The sequence below is a fragment of the Paenibacillus sp. VCA1 genome (assembly GCF_031583795.1).
GTDB classification, from domain to species: Bacteria; Bacillota; Bacilli; order Paenibacillales; family Paenibacillaceae; genus Paenibacillus_AQ; species Paenibacillus_AQ albilobatus.
Genome location: NZ_JAVLSX010000013.1, coordinates 140,146 through 155,716, shown reverse-complemented (window position 1 = coordinate 155,716; position 15,571 = coordinate 140,146). Strand labels below are relative to the sequence as shown.

17 protein-coding genes are annotated in these 15,571 nt (G+C 53.6%); 3 read left to right on the top strand and 14 right to left on the bottom strand.

The window, feature by feature from the left end:
- Positions 1-8: 8 nt before the first annotated feature.
- Complete coding sequence (locus RJP21_RS25410) at positions 9-389, bottom strand: DUF423 domain-containing protein (RefSeq protein WP_310861776.1); 381 nt, start codon at positions 387-389, stop codon at positions 9-11.
- A gap of 177 nt (positions 390-566) precedes the next feature.
- Between RJP21_RS25410 and RJP21_RS25405 the strand changes: the two genes are divergently transcribed.
- From RJP21_RS25405 to RJP21_RS25395, 3 genes are read left to right on the top strand one after another with little or no spacing between them, the layout of a single operon-like run.
- The gene (locus RJP21_RS25405; RefSeq protein ID WP_160043217.1) at positions 567-935 is read left to right on the top strand and encodes a hypothetical protein; all 369 of its coding nucleotides are present in this window, start codon (positions 567-569) and stop codon (positions 933-935) included.
- 5 nt (positions 936-940) lie between these two features.
- The gene (locus RJP21_RS25400) at positions 941-1,792 is read left to right on the top strand and encodes a DegV family protein (protein ID WP_212957847.1); all 852 of its coding nucleotides are present in this window, start codon (positions 941-943) and stop codon (positions 1,790-1,792) included.
- Between the two features lie 11 nt (positions 1,793-1,803).
- Positions 1,804-2,655, top strand: coding sequence for a DegV family protein (locus tag RJP21_RS25395; protein ID WP_310861775.1), 852 nt, complete (start codon positions 1,804-1,806; stop codon positions 2,653-2,655).
- 158 nt (positions 2,656-2,813) lie between these two features.
- On the opposite strand, the gene RJP21_RS25390 is transcribed toward RJP21_RS25395, so the two are convergent.
- From RJP21_RS25390 to RJP21_RS25330, 13 genes are all read right to left on the bottom strand, one after another.
- Positions 2,814-3,953: a phosphodiester glycosidase family protein gene (locus RJP21_RS25390; RefSeq protein ID WP_310861774.1), complete on the bottom strand. Its 1,140-nt coding sequence runs from the start codon at positions 3,951-3,953 to the stop codon at positions 2,814-2,816.
- Between the two features lie 138 nt (positions 3,954-4,091).
- Positions 4,092-4,670 carry a nitroreductase family protein gene (locus tag RJP21_RS25385; RefSeq protein ID WP_310861773.1) on the bottom strand — a complete coding sequence of 193 codons (579 nt, stop codon included), beginning with the start codon at positions 4,668-4,670 and terminating at the stop codon, positions 4,092-4,094.
- A gap of 33 nt (positions 4,671-4,703) precedes the next feature.
- Positions 4,704-5,168 (bottom strand): CBS domain-containing protein, encoded by a 465-nt coding sequence (locus RJP21_RS25380; RefSeq protein ID WP_310861772.1) that lies wholly within the window; start codon positions 5,166-5,168, stop codon positions 4,704-4,706.
- Between the two features lie 15 nt (positions 5,169-5,183).
- Complete coding sequence (gene sufB / locus RJP21_RS25375) at positions 5,184-6,581, bottom strand: Fe-S cluster assembly protein SufB (RefSeq protein ID WP_310861771.1); 1,398 nt, start codon at positions 6,579-6,581, stop codon at positions 5,184-5,186.
- A gap of 19 nt (positions 6,582-6,600) precedes the next feature.
- Entirely contained in the window at positions 6,601-7,896 is a 1,296-nt protein-coding gene (gene sufD, locus RJP21_RS25370) for a Fe-S cluster assembly protein SufD (protein ID WP_310861770.1), read from the bottom strand.
- A gap of 19 nt (positions 7,897-7,915) precedes the next feature.
- Positions 7,916-8,743 carry a Fe-S cluster assembly ATPase SufC gene (gene sufC / locus RJP21_RS25365; protein ID WP_310861769.1) on the bottom strand — a complete coding sequence of 276 codons (828 nt, stop codon included), beginning with the start codon at positions 8,741-8,743 and terminating at the stop codon, positions 7,916-7,918.
- A gap of 2 nt (positions 8,744-8,745) precedes the next feature.
- Positions 8,746-9,243 (bottom strand): MarR family transcriptional regulator, encoded by a 498-nt coding sequence (locus RJP21_RS25360; protein WP_160043208.1) that lies wholly within the window; start codon positions 9,241-9,243, stop codon positions 8,746-8,748.
- Between the two features lie 425 nt (positions 9,244-9,668).
- Entirely contained in the window at positions 9,669-10,241 is a 573-nt protein-coding gene (locus tag RJP21_RS25355; protein WP_160043207.1) for an undecaprenyl-diphosphatase, read from the bottom strand.
- Between the two features lie 250 nt (positions 10,242-10,491).
- Complete coding sequence (pdaA, locus tag RJP21_RS25350) at positions 10,492-11,265, bottom strand: delta-lactam-biosynthetic de-N-acetylase (RefSeq protein WP_160043206.1); 774 nt, start codon at positions 11,263-11,265, stop codon at positions 10,492-10,494.
- Positions 11,266-11,377: 112 nt separating this feature from the next.
- A complete protein-coding gene (locus tag RJP21_RS25345) occupies positions 11,378-12,472 on the bottom strand; it encodes a DUF4349 domain-containing protein (RefSeq protein WP_310861768.1) in 1,095 nt (364 codons plus the stop codon).
- Between the two features lie 134 nt (positions 12,473-12,606).
- Positions 12,607-13,359, bottom strand: coding sequence for an SDR family NAD(P)-dependent oxidoreductase (locus RJP21_RS25340; RefSeq protein WP_310861767.1), 753 nt, complete (start codon positions 13,357-13,359; stop codon positions 12,607-12,609).
- Between the two features lie 257 nt (positions 13,360-13,616).
- Entirely contained in the window at positions 13,617-14,483 is an 867-nt protein-coding gene (fba, locus tag RJP21_RS25335) for a class II fructose-1,6-bisphosphate aldolase (protein ID WP_310861766.1), read from the bottom strand.
- Between the two features lie 74 nt (positions 14,484-14,557).
- The gene (locus RJP21_RS25330) at positions 14,558-15,538 is read right to left on the bottom strand and encodes an ROK family protein (protein WP_310861765.1); all 981 of its coding nucleotides are present in this window, start codon (positions 15,536-15,538) and stop codon (positions 14,558-14,560) included.
- Between the last annotated feature and the right edge of the window lie 33 nt (positions 15,539-15,571).

The window sequence follows — 15,571 nt, the reverse complement described above, 5'->3', positions numbered from 1 at the left end:
TTTTAGCGTTAGTCTTTTCTGCGCGTCGCCGCTTCGGCAATCAGGCATACCCATCCGGCAATGAATGCGACGCCGCCGATCGGCGTAATCGCCCCAAGCGGCTTGATGCCGGTAATCGCCAGCACATACAAGCTGCCCGAGAACAAAATGATGCCTGCAAACAAAAGCCATGCCGCCCAGGCCAGCTTGCGCGTGCAACCCCAAAATCCGGTGACGACCGCGATCAAAAGAATGCCGAGCGCATGCGCCATATGATACTGAACCCCGGTTTCATACACTTTCATCGCGTCTTCGCCGACGATCGGTTTCAGCATATGGGCTCCGAAAGCGCCGATCACCACGGAGAGCATTGCCATCACCGCGCCGATGACCAAAAACTTGCGCTGCATGTCCGACCCAACTCCTTTTTTGCTTTTCGTAATGGAACAATCCTTCCCCATCTTACCCGATCCGGTACGGCTTTTCCACCGCAGCAACCCTCTTGAAGCCTTTTGCCGGCTTGATTTTTGCTTCATAATATGGAAGAGTAAGAAACATACATATCTATTTTTAAGGAGAGAAAGAGTATGGAACCACACCGGCATCCGCCGCAGCATAAACGGCACTCCGGTCCCGGGATCGCTTCGTTTATCATCAGCCTCGTATCCATGCTGGCTTATATCGTGAGCGTAGGCGCGATGGGGGCGATATTCGCAAAAGGCCTGGAAAGCGACAGCTCCTGGACCCAAAGCACGACGACGGGCGTCACCGTCATGACGATCATTCTGATCGGCCTGTTTGCCGCCAACATCATCGGCATCATTTTGGGCATCGTCGGAACGATCCTCCGGAACCGCAAAAAAATCTTTGCCGTGCTGGGGCTCTCTCTGAACGCCGTCATCATTTTCAGTTTTGGTCTGATGTTTGTCGTACTTATGCTAAGGGCAGGAAGGTGACGAAAATGCCAAAAGTTAAAATTTTTGCCGACAGCACTTGCGATTTGCCGCAGGAATGGATTCGGGATTACGGAATCGGCATAATTCCGCTGTACGTCACGTTTGGGGATACGACTTATAGGGACGGCGTGGATATTTCCGTGGCCGAGCTTTACGCGAAAGTGGACAAAACCGGCAGCTTGCCGAAAACGGCGGCACCGTCGCCGGCGGACTTCGTGCAGGCTTTTTCCCCCGACATCGAGGCAGGCAGAGACATCGTATATATCAGCTTATCTTCGGAATTATCCTCCACCTATCAAAACGCGCTCATCGCCGCGGAAGAATTTCCGGAAGGAAAGGTGACGGTCGTCGATTCCTTAAACCTGTCCACGGGCATCGGGCTTCAGGTGATGAAGGCGGTCAAAGCGGCCGAAGCAGGAAAAAGCGCGCGTGAAATCGCCGAGCTGGTCACAAGCGTCAGACCTCTCGTCGAAACCGAGTTCGTGATCGATTCATTGGATTATTTATATAAGGGCGGACGCTGCTCCGGCATGCAAAATCTCGTCGGGAGCCTGCTCAAAATCCGGCCGGTCATCAAGGTCATCGACGGAAAAATGACTCCGGCCTACAAAGTGCGGGGCAAAAGGGAAAAAGCATTGGAGCAAATGCTGAACAACGCCTTGGTCAACCGGGATCAAATGGACCCCGACCTGATTTTCGTTACCCATTCCATGGCCGATGAAGACGCACAGGAGCTGAAACGGATCCTTAAGGAGAAAACCGGCGCCAGCGAAGTCGCCGTCTCCGATGCCGGATGCGTTATTTCCTCGCATTGCGGGGCCAAAACGATCGGCATTTTATACGTGAAAAAACCATAAGGGAGATGTTCATGCCAAAAATCAAAATTTTCGCTGACAGCACAAGCGATCTGCCGGAGGCGTGGGTCCGCCGATACGACATCGGGATCGTCCCGCTGTACGTCGTTTTCGGCAACGAGCAGCTCCGCGACGGGGTGGACATTACCCCGGCCGAGCTCTATGAGAGAGTGTCCCGAAGCGGAAGCTTGCCGAAGACCGCCGCCCCGTCCCCTGCGGATTTTATGGCTGCCTTCGAGCCGCATGTCAAACAGGGGGATTCGATCCTTTACATCAGCTTATCCTCCGGTTTATCCGCCACCTATCAAAACGCCCTGATCGCGGCCGGCGAATTTCCGGAAGCTTCGATCCGCGTCGTGGATTCCTTGAACCTTTCCAGCGCCATCGGGCTGCTTGTCATGAAAGCCGTGCATGCCGCCAGGGAAGGCAAAAGCCTGGACGAGATCGCGAACCTGCTCGAAGCCGTCCGGCCGGAGGTCGAATCCGAATTCGTGATCGATACGCTCGAATATTTATATAAGGGCGGGCGCTGCTCCGGCGTGCAAAATTTGCTCGGCAGCCTGCTGAACATCCGCCCCGTGATCAAGGTCATTGGCGGAAAAATGACCCCGGCCTACAAAGTGAGAGGCAAAAAGGAAAAAGCGACGAATCAGATGCTGCAAAACGCTTTGGAGAAAAGCGGCCTGATGGACAACGACCTTATTGTGGTCGTCCATTCATTTGCGGAAGAAGAAGCGATCCGTCTGCAGAAGGCGCTTCAGGAAAAAACAAACGCCCGCGAGGTGGCTCTTTCCACGGCGGGCTGCGTGATCTCAAGCCATTGCGGCCCGAAAACGATCGGCATCATGTACAGTAAAAAAATATAATGCCATTATCCCGATTATAATGGAACGCCAAAAGGACAGCCTTGTTTCTGATATGCTCAAGGCTGTCCTTTTTATTTCCGCAAAAAGCCTGGATTGCATCGAATATCCGGTCCGGTCATTACATCCCAAAATTGGTGCGCTATGATGAATATGATGCCTTATTTTTTCCCCGGGTCGATATCTTGCGGATTGAGGCCGGCCCAAATGTTAGGAATTTTCACGTCTTCCGGATGCTCGAACACGAGAAATGCCGTGGGCAAGTACCGTTCGCCGTATTCCGAAGAAGGCTTATTGACGATTTGGTTATCCTTCACGAGTACCGTCGATGAACCGCCGTCCAAGTTGGCCGCGATGACGGCTCCGTGCTCCAGCATGATTTGCTGGACGTCGTACAAATTGGCGCCGATGCTGTATGTCGGCTGGCGGCCGTCGATCACAACGAACAAAATGGCGCCGTCGGCCCGTTGGCCCATCGCCGTCCGCGGCGCGATGCCCCAGCCTTCGCTGGCATTCCGGATCAATCCTTTGCCGTTGACGATAATCCGCGGCTGGAAGGTGACGGCTTCCTTGATGCCCATATCGCTGAGTTCCTTCAAGGAATAATGGCCTGCAACCATTTTGCCGTTTTTGTCGATGCCCACGACCTGGGTGGACTTGCTGTTTCCAAGGCCGTTGTAATACAGCTTGCCCTGGGAGATGACGATTCCGATCGGCTTAAACCCGTTGCCTTTCCAGTTCGGATCGGCAAAGCCGCCGGCGTTGACGCCTGCAATGGCCCCGGTCCGCTTCACCATGCTCGAGACTTTTTCGCCCTTCCCGCGGTTTTTCGGCACGCCAAGGCGTATTTTCGTCGGATCGTTTACCGTCATGACATAGCCGTGATATCCTTTGCCGGAAATTTCCTCGATTTCGACGAGCGGTTTTTTCTGTGGGGAAGTCTCAGCCGATGTCTGCTCCGGAATCGGGAGATGAATCTGATGCATATCCTTTTCCTCGCCCATCGCTTCGAAGCGCTTGTTGTATTCCGCGACTCTGCGGTCAAGTTCGGCCTGCCCGATAATATATTTGGCCAAATAACGGTGCTGCGTCGTAATGAGCGTATCCGCCATCAGAAAACGAACGTCGTTGCCGCTTGGCGTCAGGAACAACCAGCCGGCACCAAGAATCCCTATAATGAATACGGCCATGATGAAACGGGAAAAAAACCATCCAAAACCTTTTTTTCTTTTTCTTCGTTTTTTATTTTTTATCGATTGCTGTCTTACGGTAGATCTTTTCGGAAGCGAAGTCTGGCTCATCGTCTACGATCCTCCATATTTCTTCAAGCTTTGAAAATAAGACGCATGTTTTCAATAAAAAGTTACATGAAACGCAAGAAAAAAGCCAATCCTTTTTCAGGATCGGCTTTAAAAAGACACCTTTTTTGTTAATCCATGCTACAGAATGGTCAGCTTCTCTGCGGCCGGCACCCGCTCCTTTAATCTGGGAACGTCTTCGTAATAGCCGAGGCTTAGTATACTCACCGCTCTTTCGCCGGAGTGAATGTCCAACCATTCGCGAAACTGCGGGGAATCGCATACATCGTCGTCCTTGAGCCAAGTCATGCCGATCCCTTTCTCCCAACCGAGCAGGCTGAAATTTTGAATCATGCAGCAGGTTGTGGCAAAATCATCCTCCCATCCCGTTTGATCCGGATGCTCCTGCATGACGACAATAAGATAAGACGGCACGCTCATCGCCATGTCGGCGAATTGTTCCTTGATCCTGGCTTTATTTCTGTCGTACCTGCCCAGCTCCGCGCCGACCTCAAGCATGATGCCGACCAGCCTGCTTTTGGCTTCCATGCTGTCCAGAAGGATGAAACGCCAAGGCTCGCTTAGGCCGCGATTCGGCTTGGCGGCGTAGACCGCATCGTTCAGCAGCTCCACGATCGCCTCGCGCGGTACCGAATCCTCCGAAAAACGAATCACCTGTCTTGCGTCTTTGATGATCTCGGAAATGTTCATTCTTGCCATCCATCTTCATTCCTTTACCTATTGTTTGCTTGCCTAGCGGCCGGCGGCGACGCAACGAAGGATGTCGCCCGGACTGATCTTTCCCGCCAGTACCCCGTTTTTTTCGACAAACAGCGAACAGGCGCCCAGTCTTCCGAGCAAGGCCGCAGCATCGTCGAGTTCCGAGTCGAATCGGACTACCGGAGCTTTGCGCGTGGCGACCTCCATGACGTTGCAGTCCAGCAAACGGTACAGCTTCCGGTCTATTTCCTCATCGTCGAACCAAACTGCATAAGGGAACAACACGCAGCACATTATCGCCGGCACGATGGCCGGGTTCGTTCTGCCGATCCGCTTCATAATCTCCCGATCGCTGATCCAGCCGACGATTTCATTACGGTCATTGACGACCGGAAGCTCGCAAATTCGATAGAGGAGGAACCGTTCCAAAACGTCTCTGATTCGGTCGCTTTCCTTCACTTTCACTACGTCCCGAACGATAATATCCGACACAACCATGCTAAAGACCCTCTTTTATCCGATGGACCCTTCCATTTCGAATTTGATCAAACGGTTCATTTCCACCGCGTATTCCATCGGCAGCTCCTTCGTAAACGGCTCGATGAAGCCCATGACGATCATCTGGGTCGCTTCCGCCTCGCTGAGGCCGCGGCTCATCAAATAAAACAGCTGGTCCTCGGAAACCTTGGATACGGTTGCCTCATGCTCAAGCGTAATGTTGTCGTTTTTGATTTCGTTGTACGGGATCGTATCGGAGGTCGATTCTTTGTCCAGAATCAACGTATCGCATTTGACGTTCGATTTGGAACCCTCGCTGTTGCGGCCGAACGAAGCCAGCCCCCGGTAGGTCACTTTACCGCCGTGTTTGCTGATCGATTTGGAAATGATGGTCGACGTCGTGTCCGGCGCAAGATGGTACATTTTCGCTCCGGCATCCTGATGCTGGTTTTTGCCCGCAACGGCGATCGACAGCACGGAACCTTTCGCGCCGCGGCCTTTCAGAAGCACCGACGGGTATTTCATCGTCAGCTTGGAGCCGATGTTGCCGTCCACCCATTCCATATTCGCGTTTTCTTCCGCCACCGCGCGTTTCGTCACCAGGTTGTAAATGTTCGGCGCCCAGTTTTGGATCGTCGTGTACCGCGCGCGCGAATTTTTCCGGCAAATGATTTCCACCACGGCGCTGTGCAAGGAATTCGTGCTGTAGATCGGCGCGGTGCAGCCCTCCACGTAATGAACGAAGCTGTCTTCGTCCGCGATGATCAGCGTGCGTTCGAATTGTCCCATGTTTTCCGAGTTGATCCGGAAGTAAGCCTGCAGCGGCACCTCGCATTTCACGCCTTTCGGCACGTAAACGAAACTGCCGCCGGACCAGACGGCGCTGTTCAGCGCGGCGAACTTGTTGTCGCTCGGAGGAACGACCGTCGCAAAATATTTCTTGAACAGCTCGGGGTGCTCACGCAGCGCGGTATCGGTATCCGTAAAAATGACGCCCTGCTCTTCCAGCTCCTTTTTCATGCTGTGATACACCACTTCGGATTCGTATTGCGCGGATACGCCCGCAAGGTATTTTTGCTCCGCTTCGGGAATCCCCAGCTTGTCGAAGGTTTCCTTGATCTCGGAAGGAACCTCTTCCCATGTTTTCCCCTGGCGCTCGGCCGGCTTCACGTAATAGTGGATATCGTCGAAGTCCAGGTCGTTCAGGTTCCCTCCCCACTGCGGCACGGGCATCGCCAAAAATTGCTCCAGCGCTTTCAAGCGGAAATCGCGCATCCACGCCGGTTCCCCCTTCATCTCCGAGATGGCGGCGACGACGTCGCGGCTCAGCCCTTTGGCCGTTTGAAAGACGGATTGGTGCGCGTCCTTGAAACCGTATTTATAATCATCCAATTCAGGCATTTGTTTAGCCATGATCCATTCCCTCCTTTGTTCAAGCCTGTCCAAGCTTGCGTTCCGCCAGCGCCTGCAGCCGTTCCCGCAAACGGTCGTTCGGAATTTCCGATATGACGGGAGCGAGGAATCCGTAGACGATCAGCCGCTCGGCTTCCGCCCGGGCAATGCCGCGGGACATCAAATAAAAGATCTGTTCCGGGTTCACCTGCCCGACGCTGGCGGCATGCCCTGCCTGCACGTCGTCCTCGTCGATCAGCAAAATCGGATTGGCGTCGCCGCGGGCCTTCGGACTCAGCATCAGCACTTTTTCGGTCTGCTGTCCGTTGGTGCCGCTCGCCCCTTTTTCAATTTTCGTGATGCCGTTAATGATCGCCGTCGCGTCTTCGCGCATCACGGCGCGTGTCACCATGTCGCTGGTGGAAAACTGCCCGATATGCACTGCGCGGGTCGTCAAATTCATGTGCTGTTCGCCCGCCCCGACGCAGATCACTTTGGCGTCCGAATCCGCGCCGTCCCCTTGAAGAATCGACGCGGTGTCCGCCATGGCGTTGCCGGCGTCCATCTCGCCGACGATCCAGCGGATGCGGCCGTCAGCTTCGACATGCGCGCGGCGGTAGGTCATGTCCGTCACTTGTTCGCCAAGGCCCCGCACGGATGCGACATGGACCTCGGCCCCGCGTTTGACGAATACTTCCATGATGCCGAATTGGTCATGTTTTGCGCTTACCTCGGATATGGCGTTCTCCACGAAGGTGACCGAGCTGTTTTCTTCGGCCACGATCAGCACATGCGGCATAAAGCAGGCTTTTTCGTCATCCAAACGGAACAGCGCCTGCAGCGGCTCGGCGACGTGGACGTTTTTCGGAACGTAAAGGAACGCCCCTCCGCTCCAAAGCGCGGCATGGATGGCCGTAACCCGGTTTTCGTCCGCCCGGACCGCCTGCATCAAATACGGCTTGACAAGCTCCGGATATTCCCTCACCGCCTGTTCGAGGCCGGTGAAGATAACGCCTTGTTCCCGAAGCTCCTCGCCAAGCCGCTGGAACTCGATCCCGGAGTTGCGCTGAACAAGCACGTTATCGGATTCGATCCATTCCGAGACCGTGCCTTCCAGCTCCTTCAGGGAAGCACGTTGCTTCGGACGCGTGATTTCCCCGAACGTTCCCAAATTCCATCTTTCGATTTTTGTTTTTTCCAGCTTAGGCAGCGGCAGCTCTTCCGCAAGCCGAAAGCCTTGCTCCCGAAGCGCCGTCACCCATTCCGGCTCCTTTTCCGTGCGGAAGGCTTCAAGCACCCGATCCTTGTCCAAAGACATCGTGATCTCCGTATTCATGTTCAGATTCCCCCTGCATCTATCGGATTTTTGGCCCCGTCGTGTTCATCGGCATTGAAAACTCGTCCTCGTCTTGCCCGACCGTCTCGTCTTCGATGCCGAGTTCCTCCTTGACCCATTCGTAGCCTTCCGCTTCCAGCCGCTGCGCCAGCTCGGGCCCGCCGGATTTGACGATTCTGCCCTGCATCATGATATGGACAAAATCGGGCGTAATATAGTCCAGAAGCCGCTGATAATGCGTGATGATCAGGAACCCGCGGTCCGCGCTGCGCAGCGAATTGACGCCTTGGGCGACGATGCGAAGCGCATCGATGTCCAGACCCGAATCGACTTCGTCGAGAATCGCGATTTTCGGCTGGAGCATCATCATCTGCAAAATCTCGTTACGCTTTTTCTCCCCGCCGGAGAAACCTTCGTTCAAATAACGGTGCATAAACTCCGGATTCATTTCCAGCGTGTTCATGTTCGATTCCATCAGGCGGATGAACTTCATCAGGGAGATTTCATTTCCCTCCCCGCGCTGTGCGTTGATGGCGCTGCGCATAAAATCGGAGTTGGTCACGCCCGTAATTTCGCTTGGATACTGCATCGCGAGAAACAAGCCGGCCCGTCCGCGCTCATCGACGTCCATCTCGAGCAGATCCTCCCCGTTTATCGTCACCGAGCCGCCCAGCACCTCGTATTTGGGATGTCCCATCAGCGTGGAAGCAAGCGTGCTTTTCCCCGTACCGTTCGGTCCCATGACCGCATGGATTTCGCCGCCCCTCACTTCGAGGCTCAGCCCCTTCAAAATTTCCTTTCCCTCAACGGATGCCCGCAGTTGGTCAATTCGCAATGTCGTGTTCATTTTTACATCTCCTCCTGAATGGCGTTTTCCACTTCGCTTACGGCGTCTTCAAAAAAAGTTTTGATGAAATCGAGCTCGGCTCCGGAATAACGGCCAAGAAAACGGTCAATCCACTCTTCCCCGGCGCGGTGCATCTTATCATGCAGTTCGTAAAGCTTTCTGCCTTTCGGCGTCAGGTGAAAATAAATTTCTTTCTTGTTGTCGCGCATGCGCGCCCGCGCAATGAACCCGTGGTCGACAAGCTTGGCGCTGATCTTGGTAATGCTTGCCTTGGACAATTCCATATGTTCCGCAATCGCGGTATTGTTAATGGGCTCATGCTTGCCAATGCAGTCGACGACGTGGATGCTCGTGACGCTTTCCGGGCAATCCGTGATCCCGCACGCCCTGGCTTGTTCAGCCAAATTGGCATGTTCCTGGGTTTCGTATTGTTCCGTCAGATGAATGAACTTCCAATGCAGTCTGAAAATGGCCTTTTTTTGATCATCGGCATGCTCCACTTTCTCTACGGCTCCTTCCCTTGGCTAAATTCAACCCGTACCGTTTTCGGACCGTTTTCCAATTTCATCAAAATATTGTTTACTAGCTAACAATTCCAGTTTAACATCATTGATAATGATTATCAATATCAATATTAAACCTAAATAAAAATAATATTTTCCCTTTGTTAAAGCGGATATCATTGATATCATTCTTTACATTTTCTCGATATTGATAATCATTATCATTATTTTTCATTCATCTTATGCCTTCAACGCTGCTTAACCTCCAACAACGCTTCTTTGAGACTAATCATTTTCTTTAGTAACAATAAGCAACGGAAAAAGCCGCTAACGGCGCGAACTGCGCTATTAACGGCTTTCTTTGAGTCGGATATGCAATTCAAGGACGCTTGTCCCGCGCTCGTACCCAAGGCTATCCCCTCTTACCGCGAATAATCGCCGGGAAACGGTCTTGAGGAACGGCTGCGGCTGCGTTTGCGCCAGACCAGCTTGTCAAAAAGCTTGTAAACGACAAGTGCCGACACGATTCCGATAATTGCGCCGCTGATGACATCCGTCGGGTAATGAACCCCGTTCCAAATCCGGGAAAACCCGATCAACACAGCAAGAATGAGCCAAAAGACTCCGTCCTTTTTGCGGCATAAAAATATCGAAAACGCGATGACGAAAGACCCTATGGAATGATCACTCGGGAACGACGCGTTCGCCGCGTGCTCGATCATTTGATGAACATGATGGGTAACGAAAGGACGATCCCGGTAAAATAGATGGCTCAAAACAAACCCGATGCCAAATGCAAGACAGGCCGAAACCAGAGCCTGCACGACCATTCCGCGGTCCTTTCCTTTCCGTGTAAAACAGTATACGATCACAGCCAAATAAAACAAATACTCTGCATCCTTGGATAAAAAACGCATGATCGCGTCAATGGCCGGGTGACTGCCAGCCGCATCGTTAATCCAGCTAAACAGCGAATAATCCCATGATAACAGCAAAAAATCTTCTCCTTCCTTCAGTCGGCGCCCTGCATTGCTGACTTTTCTGCCCAAAAGTTTTTGCACGTTGTCCAGTATAATCGATTCCTGCCGTTTTTTACAAATCCAGCGATTTTATTTTACATTGCTTCAATAAAACTATCCCGACTTAAGCGGCATTTTCTCTTTCCCATTGATCCAGGCCCCGCAGCTCAAAATGAAAAGAGGCATCCCCCGCCGGGGAATGCCTCTGATGGCGCTTCCGGATGATTCAGTAGTTTTTTACTTTCATCGCGTCCAGGCTTTTGAACTCGTAGCCCTGCTGCCGAGCCCCGTCGATGATTCTGCCCAACGCCTCGGTGTTGTCCCTCGAGATCGAATGGAGCAGAATGACCGCCCCCGGGTGCAATTGGGCCATCACATGCCTGTAGGCATGATCCGCGCCCCGCTGGTCGTTGACGTCCCAATCCTTGTATGCAACCGACCAAAATACGCTGACGTAACCTTCCTTGCGGCTTACCGCCAACGAACGGTCATTAAAAATCCCCCGCGGCGGGCGCACGAATTTCATCACCTGCTGCCCGGTTTCGGCCGCCACCGCCTGTTTTACTTTTGCAAGCTCTTGTTTCAACTGGCTATCCGAAATTTGCGTCATGTCGGGATGGGACCAGGAATGGTTGCCGATCAGATGCCCTTCCGCCGCCATGCGCTTGACCAGCTCGGGTTTATCCTCGACGTAATGGCCCGTAAGAAAGAAGATGGCCGGAACCTTTTTCTCCTTCAGCACATCCAAAATTTTGGGCGTAAACCCGTTTTCGTAGCCATTGTCGAACGTCAAGTACAGCTCCTTGCGGGAGGTGTCCCCCAAAAAAATCGCTTCGTTTTTCTGCAATACTTCTTTAAAGCCTTCTTCGTTTATGGATGGAAGCTGGCCGTTTTTGCTTTTTTTGAATCCGAAATGGTAAGGACCGTCCGCCGACGCGGTTTGCTGAAAGCCGCAGCACAGCAGCAGCGCCGCAGCCAATACGATCGCTAAGCGCTTCATGTGGATATCACCTCTCCATCAAAAATGGTCTACATTCACAAACTAGTGGTAATATGCCACAATGAAGGCCAAGTTATGTGCGCTTCAGGCGATTTTTGGCACGTTTTCTCCCTTATTCATCCTTTCCGTTTTTTTCTTCGTCATGTTGTCCTTCGGAATGCCCTTGGTCCGATGCGGGTCCGTGATTCAGCAGCCGGCGCTTTTGGGCCGCCTCTTCCCGTTTCCGCCGCCCCGCTTTCCTGACCAGCAGCCAGACCAGAAATGCGAGCGCCGCAATGATGAGCACGGGAAGCGAGCCGGATAGAATCACGATGATCCACTGCACAATCAACGAAATGACGTCGACGCTGCTTTGAAAAGCTTGGGAAACGCGGTGCCCGAGCGGTGTCTGAACGGCCGACGGTTTTGGGTCATCCGGTTTTTTAGGCGTCTCATACAGACGGATTTCCACGGTCGAATAGGCCACGTTCTGATCGATGTAACGCATCCGGCCTTTCATCTGCTCGATTTCCGACTGGATGCGCTCCAGCTCATTGGCAAAAGCGACGAGATCGGTTGTTTTGGTCGCTTTTTTCATGAAGTTGACGTACTGTTCCTCCATGAGCTGTTTGGCCTTGAGCCTGGACTCCAGATCGACGTATTCCTCGGTTACGTCCTGTCCTTCGATGCTGCGCTGAAGATTTTCATGCCGGATGTGCTCTAGCCGGGATAAAAAGGAGGAGAAGCCGTTCGCCGGAACTTTGACGATAAACGTGCCTCCTTTTTCGCTCACGGACTCGGTTTCGCTGAAATTGACGATATACCCGCCGGACAGCGTCACCATATTCCGGACTTCCGTCTGCGCCGCTCCGTAGTCCTTAGTCTCCATCACGATATTCGCTTTGTACATCAGCTTTTTGTTCAGTCCGTCCGCCAGATCCTGCGACTGGATGCTCGCAGTTGAAGCCTGGATTTGCGACGATGCGTCCGGAAGCTTAGCATCCGCGGAAGCCGGTGCCTCTGCGCTATTTTCTCTCTGAACTTCCATTTCGCTTTTGGCTTCCGTCGCCTTCCCCTCGCTTGGCGCCTCCGCCCTGTCCGCCGAAGAAGCTTGCGTTTCGACCGACGCTTCATTTCCCGCGCTTTTGTCTTGTGCCCCCGACGAACAGCCGCTCGCCAATACCGCGAGAAGCAGCAGCGCAGCCATCCATAACCCCGGCTTTTTCATGTCTGAATCCCCCCTGAAAGATGGATAAATCCCATTTTATCTACTAACGGTTCCATCATCTGGAAGGTTGCAGGCGGCACAAAAAAGCTCCCCGGGAGTTTCCCGGAGAGCTTTTGCAATACAGCCGAAGGATTTTATCTGGCGGATACGCCACCGTCGATGGCCAGTTCCGCGCCCGTAATAAAAGAGGATTCGTCGGAAGCGAGGAACAAGACGCCGGCTGCGATATTTTCCGCTTTCCCCAAACGGGCGAGCGGCGTGTTGGACAAAAACCATTTCGTCATCTGGTCGTCGGCGAGCAGGTCTTTGGTCATCGGCGTTTCAATATAACCCGGGTGAATCGAGTTGCAGCGGATGTTGTCTTTGCCGTAATCGATCGCAATCGCCTTCGTCAACAAACGGACCGCGCCTTTGCTTGCCGTGTAAGGACCTGCGCCGTTGCTGCCGGTCAGGCCGGCGATCGAGGAAATGTTGATGATCGATCCGCCGCCATTTTTCTGCATGACCGGAATAACATGTTTAATGCCGAAAAATCCGCCGGTCAAATTGATCGACATGACTTTGTCCCAGTCTTGTGCCGTCGTATCCACGAGCGATTTGGCCAAAGAGATGCCGGCGTTGTTTACCAGAACGTCGATTTTGCCCCATTTTTCCACCGTTTCGTCAATGATACGGATCCATTCTTCTTCGGACGTGACGTCATGGCGGAAGCCGATCGCTTCGCCGCCGCTTTGGTTGATTTGATCCACGACTTCGTTAACCTTCTCTTCCTGAATATCGGTCACGACGACTTTTGCCCCTTCTTTGGCCAAAAGCAAGGCGTCCTCCTTGCCCATGCCGCCTGCAGCGCCGGTTACGATGGCTACTTTGCCGGATACTCTACCCATATCGCATTACTCCTTCCACATATCGGACTGAACTATCGTTAACTGTTCGTCCCAAAATTCGTTCCAGGCTACCTTGAAATCAATCGGATGATATGATAACTATCACTACGATATCAATTATATCACCATTCTGCTTTCAGCTCAATTGAAAGGGTTTTCAATTTTGTGAACATTTGTTAACCGTAAAAACAAAATAGACCAGCGTAAAAAAACCGCCCACCCTCTTTGAAAAAAAGGATGGACGGTTTTTATACCTGTTAACGGAAGTCGCTAGCGCGTCCGGCGCAGCCGCAAAGCTGCATTTTTTCGATGGCCGCTTTTTTCAGCGCTTGCTTTGCCGGAATCATGTATTTACGCGGATCGTTTTCTTCCGGATTGGCGGCAAATACCGCTTTGATGGCGTCCGAGAACACGATGCGAAGCTCGGTCGCCACGTTCATTTTCGCCATGCCGAGGGATACGGCACGTTTGACTTGCTCTTCCGGAATGCCGGAGCCGCCGTGCAAAACGAGCGGTACGCTGACGACGTCGGCGATCCGCTTGATGCGGTCAAAGTCGATGTTCGGATCGCCTTTGTATATGCCGTGCGCCGTTCCGATCGCCGGAGCCAGCGTATGAACGCCCGTGCGCTCCACGAACTCGGCGCATTCCGCCGGATCGGCCAGCATGGCGTCGCGTTCGTCCACGACGATATCGTCTTCGACGCCACCCACCTTGCCAAGCTCGGCTTCGACGTTGATGCCGACCGCATTGGCGGCTTCCACGACCTTTTGCGTAATCGCCACGTTTTCTTCAAAAGGCGAATGGGAGGCATCGATCATAACCGATGTGTAGCCCGCGCGGATGCAGCTCATGATGACGGAAAAATCGGAGCAATGGTCCAAATGGAGCGCGATCGGCACGCTGGCCCGGTTCGCGGCGACGGTGGCCGCGGCGGCGATGTAATCCGCGCCCAGATGCTTGACGGTGCCCACGGTCGACTGCAAGATCAGCGGAGACTGGGCTTCCTCGGCCGCCTCGACGACGGCCTGCAGCATTTCGAGCGTATGCACGTTAAAAGCGCCGATTGCGTATTTGTTTTTTCTGGCGGTTTGCAGTAATGAAGTTGAAGAAACAAGTGCCATGTTCATTTTCCCCTTCGTTGTATGGATTTCGATACATGAATGGCTTTTGGTGAATGGTTAGCTTTTTTGGTCTGTCAAACGGATGCCGCATGTCTTTGTTTTGCGTACATGGCGCTTCCGGTCACGCCCGCATCGTCGTTGTTTAATGCCGTGGCCACCTGAAGGCCTTCCCTGTAATCCGGCAAAATCCGGCTGTACAGCTCTTTTCGCAGCGGCTCAAGCAAACGGTCTCCCGCAAGCGCGCCCCCTCCGCCGACGATGATCAGCTCCGGGCTGTACAGCGGGACGGCATAGGACAAAGCGCGGCCAAGCAAGGTTCCCGCCTTTTCCATCACGCTCCGGGCGAGCGGGTCGCCCTGGTCATATGCCCGGGACAGATCCGCGGCCGCCAAATCCTCAAGCCGCTCTCCCGGATACCATTCCTGCAGAATGGACGCCTCTCCGCTTTGGATCCGCTTTTTCGCCTGGCGCACCATCCCCGATGCCGAGGCATAGGTTTCAAGGCAGCCGTGCAAACCGCAAGGGCATGGGTCGGAAAGCCCTTCCATCACGATATGCCCAAGCTCGCCGGCCATGTTCCGATAGCCGTAATAAAGCCGGCCGTCGTTCACCATCGCCGAAGCGATGCCGGTGCCAACCGTCAGCCCGAGGACATCCTTGAAGCCTTTGCCGGCTCCGTACATCGCTTCGCCGAAAACATAAGTACGGACGTCATTGTCGATGTACACCGGCAGGTTCAATCTGGCCTGCAGCCGCCCGGCCGCGGGAAGGTTCCGCCAGCCGAGGTTGCCGGCGAACCGGGCGATCCCTTCTTCCGGATCGACGAAGCCGGGCAAGCCGATCCCCGCCGCCGTGACCGAAACGGCGGACCCCGATCGGCCGGCGAATCCGGCGGCCGCTTCTTCGATCATGGATGCGATTTTTTCCAGGATGGCGTCCGGACCTTTGGAAACCTCCGTCGCCCGTTTGATTTGATGCACGACTTCGCCGGAAGGCGTTACCAAACCGCATACGATGTTGGTGCCGCCTACGTCCACGCCTGCATATATTTCCATCTTCACACCCGCCCTGCATGGTTCGTTATATTT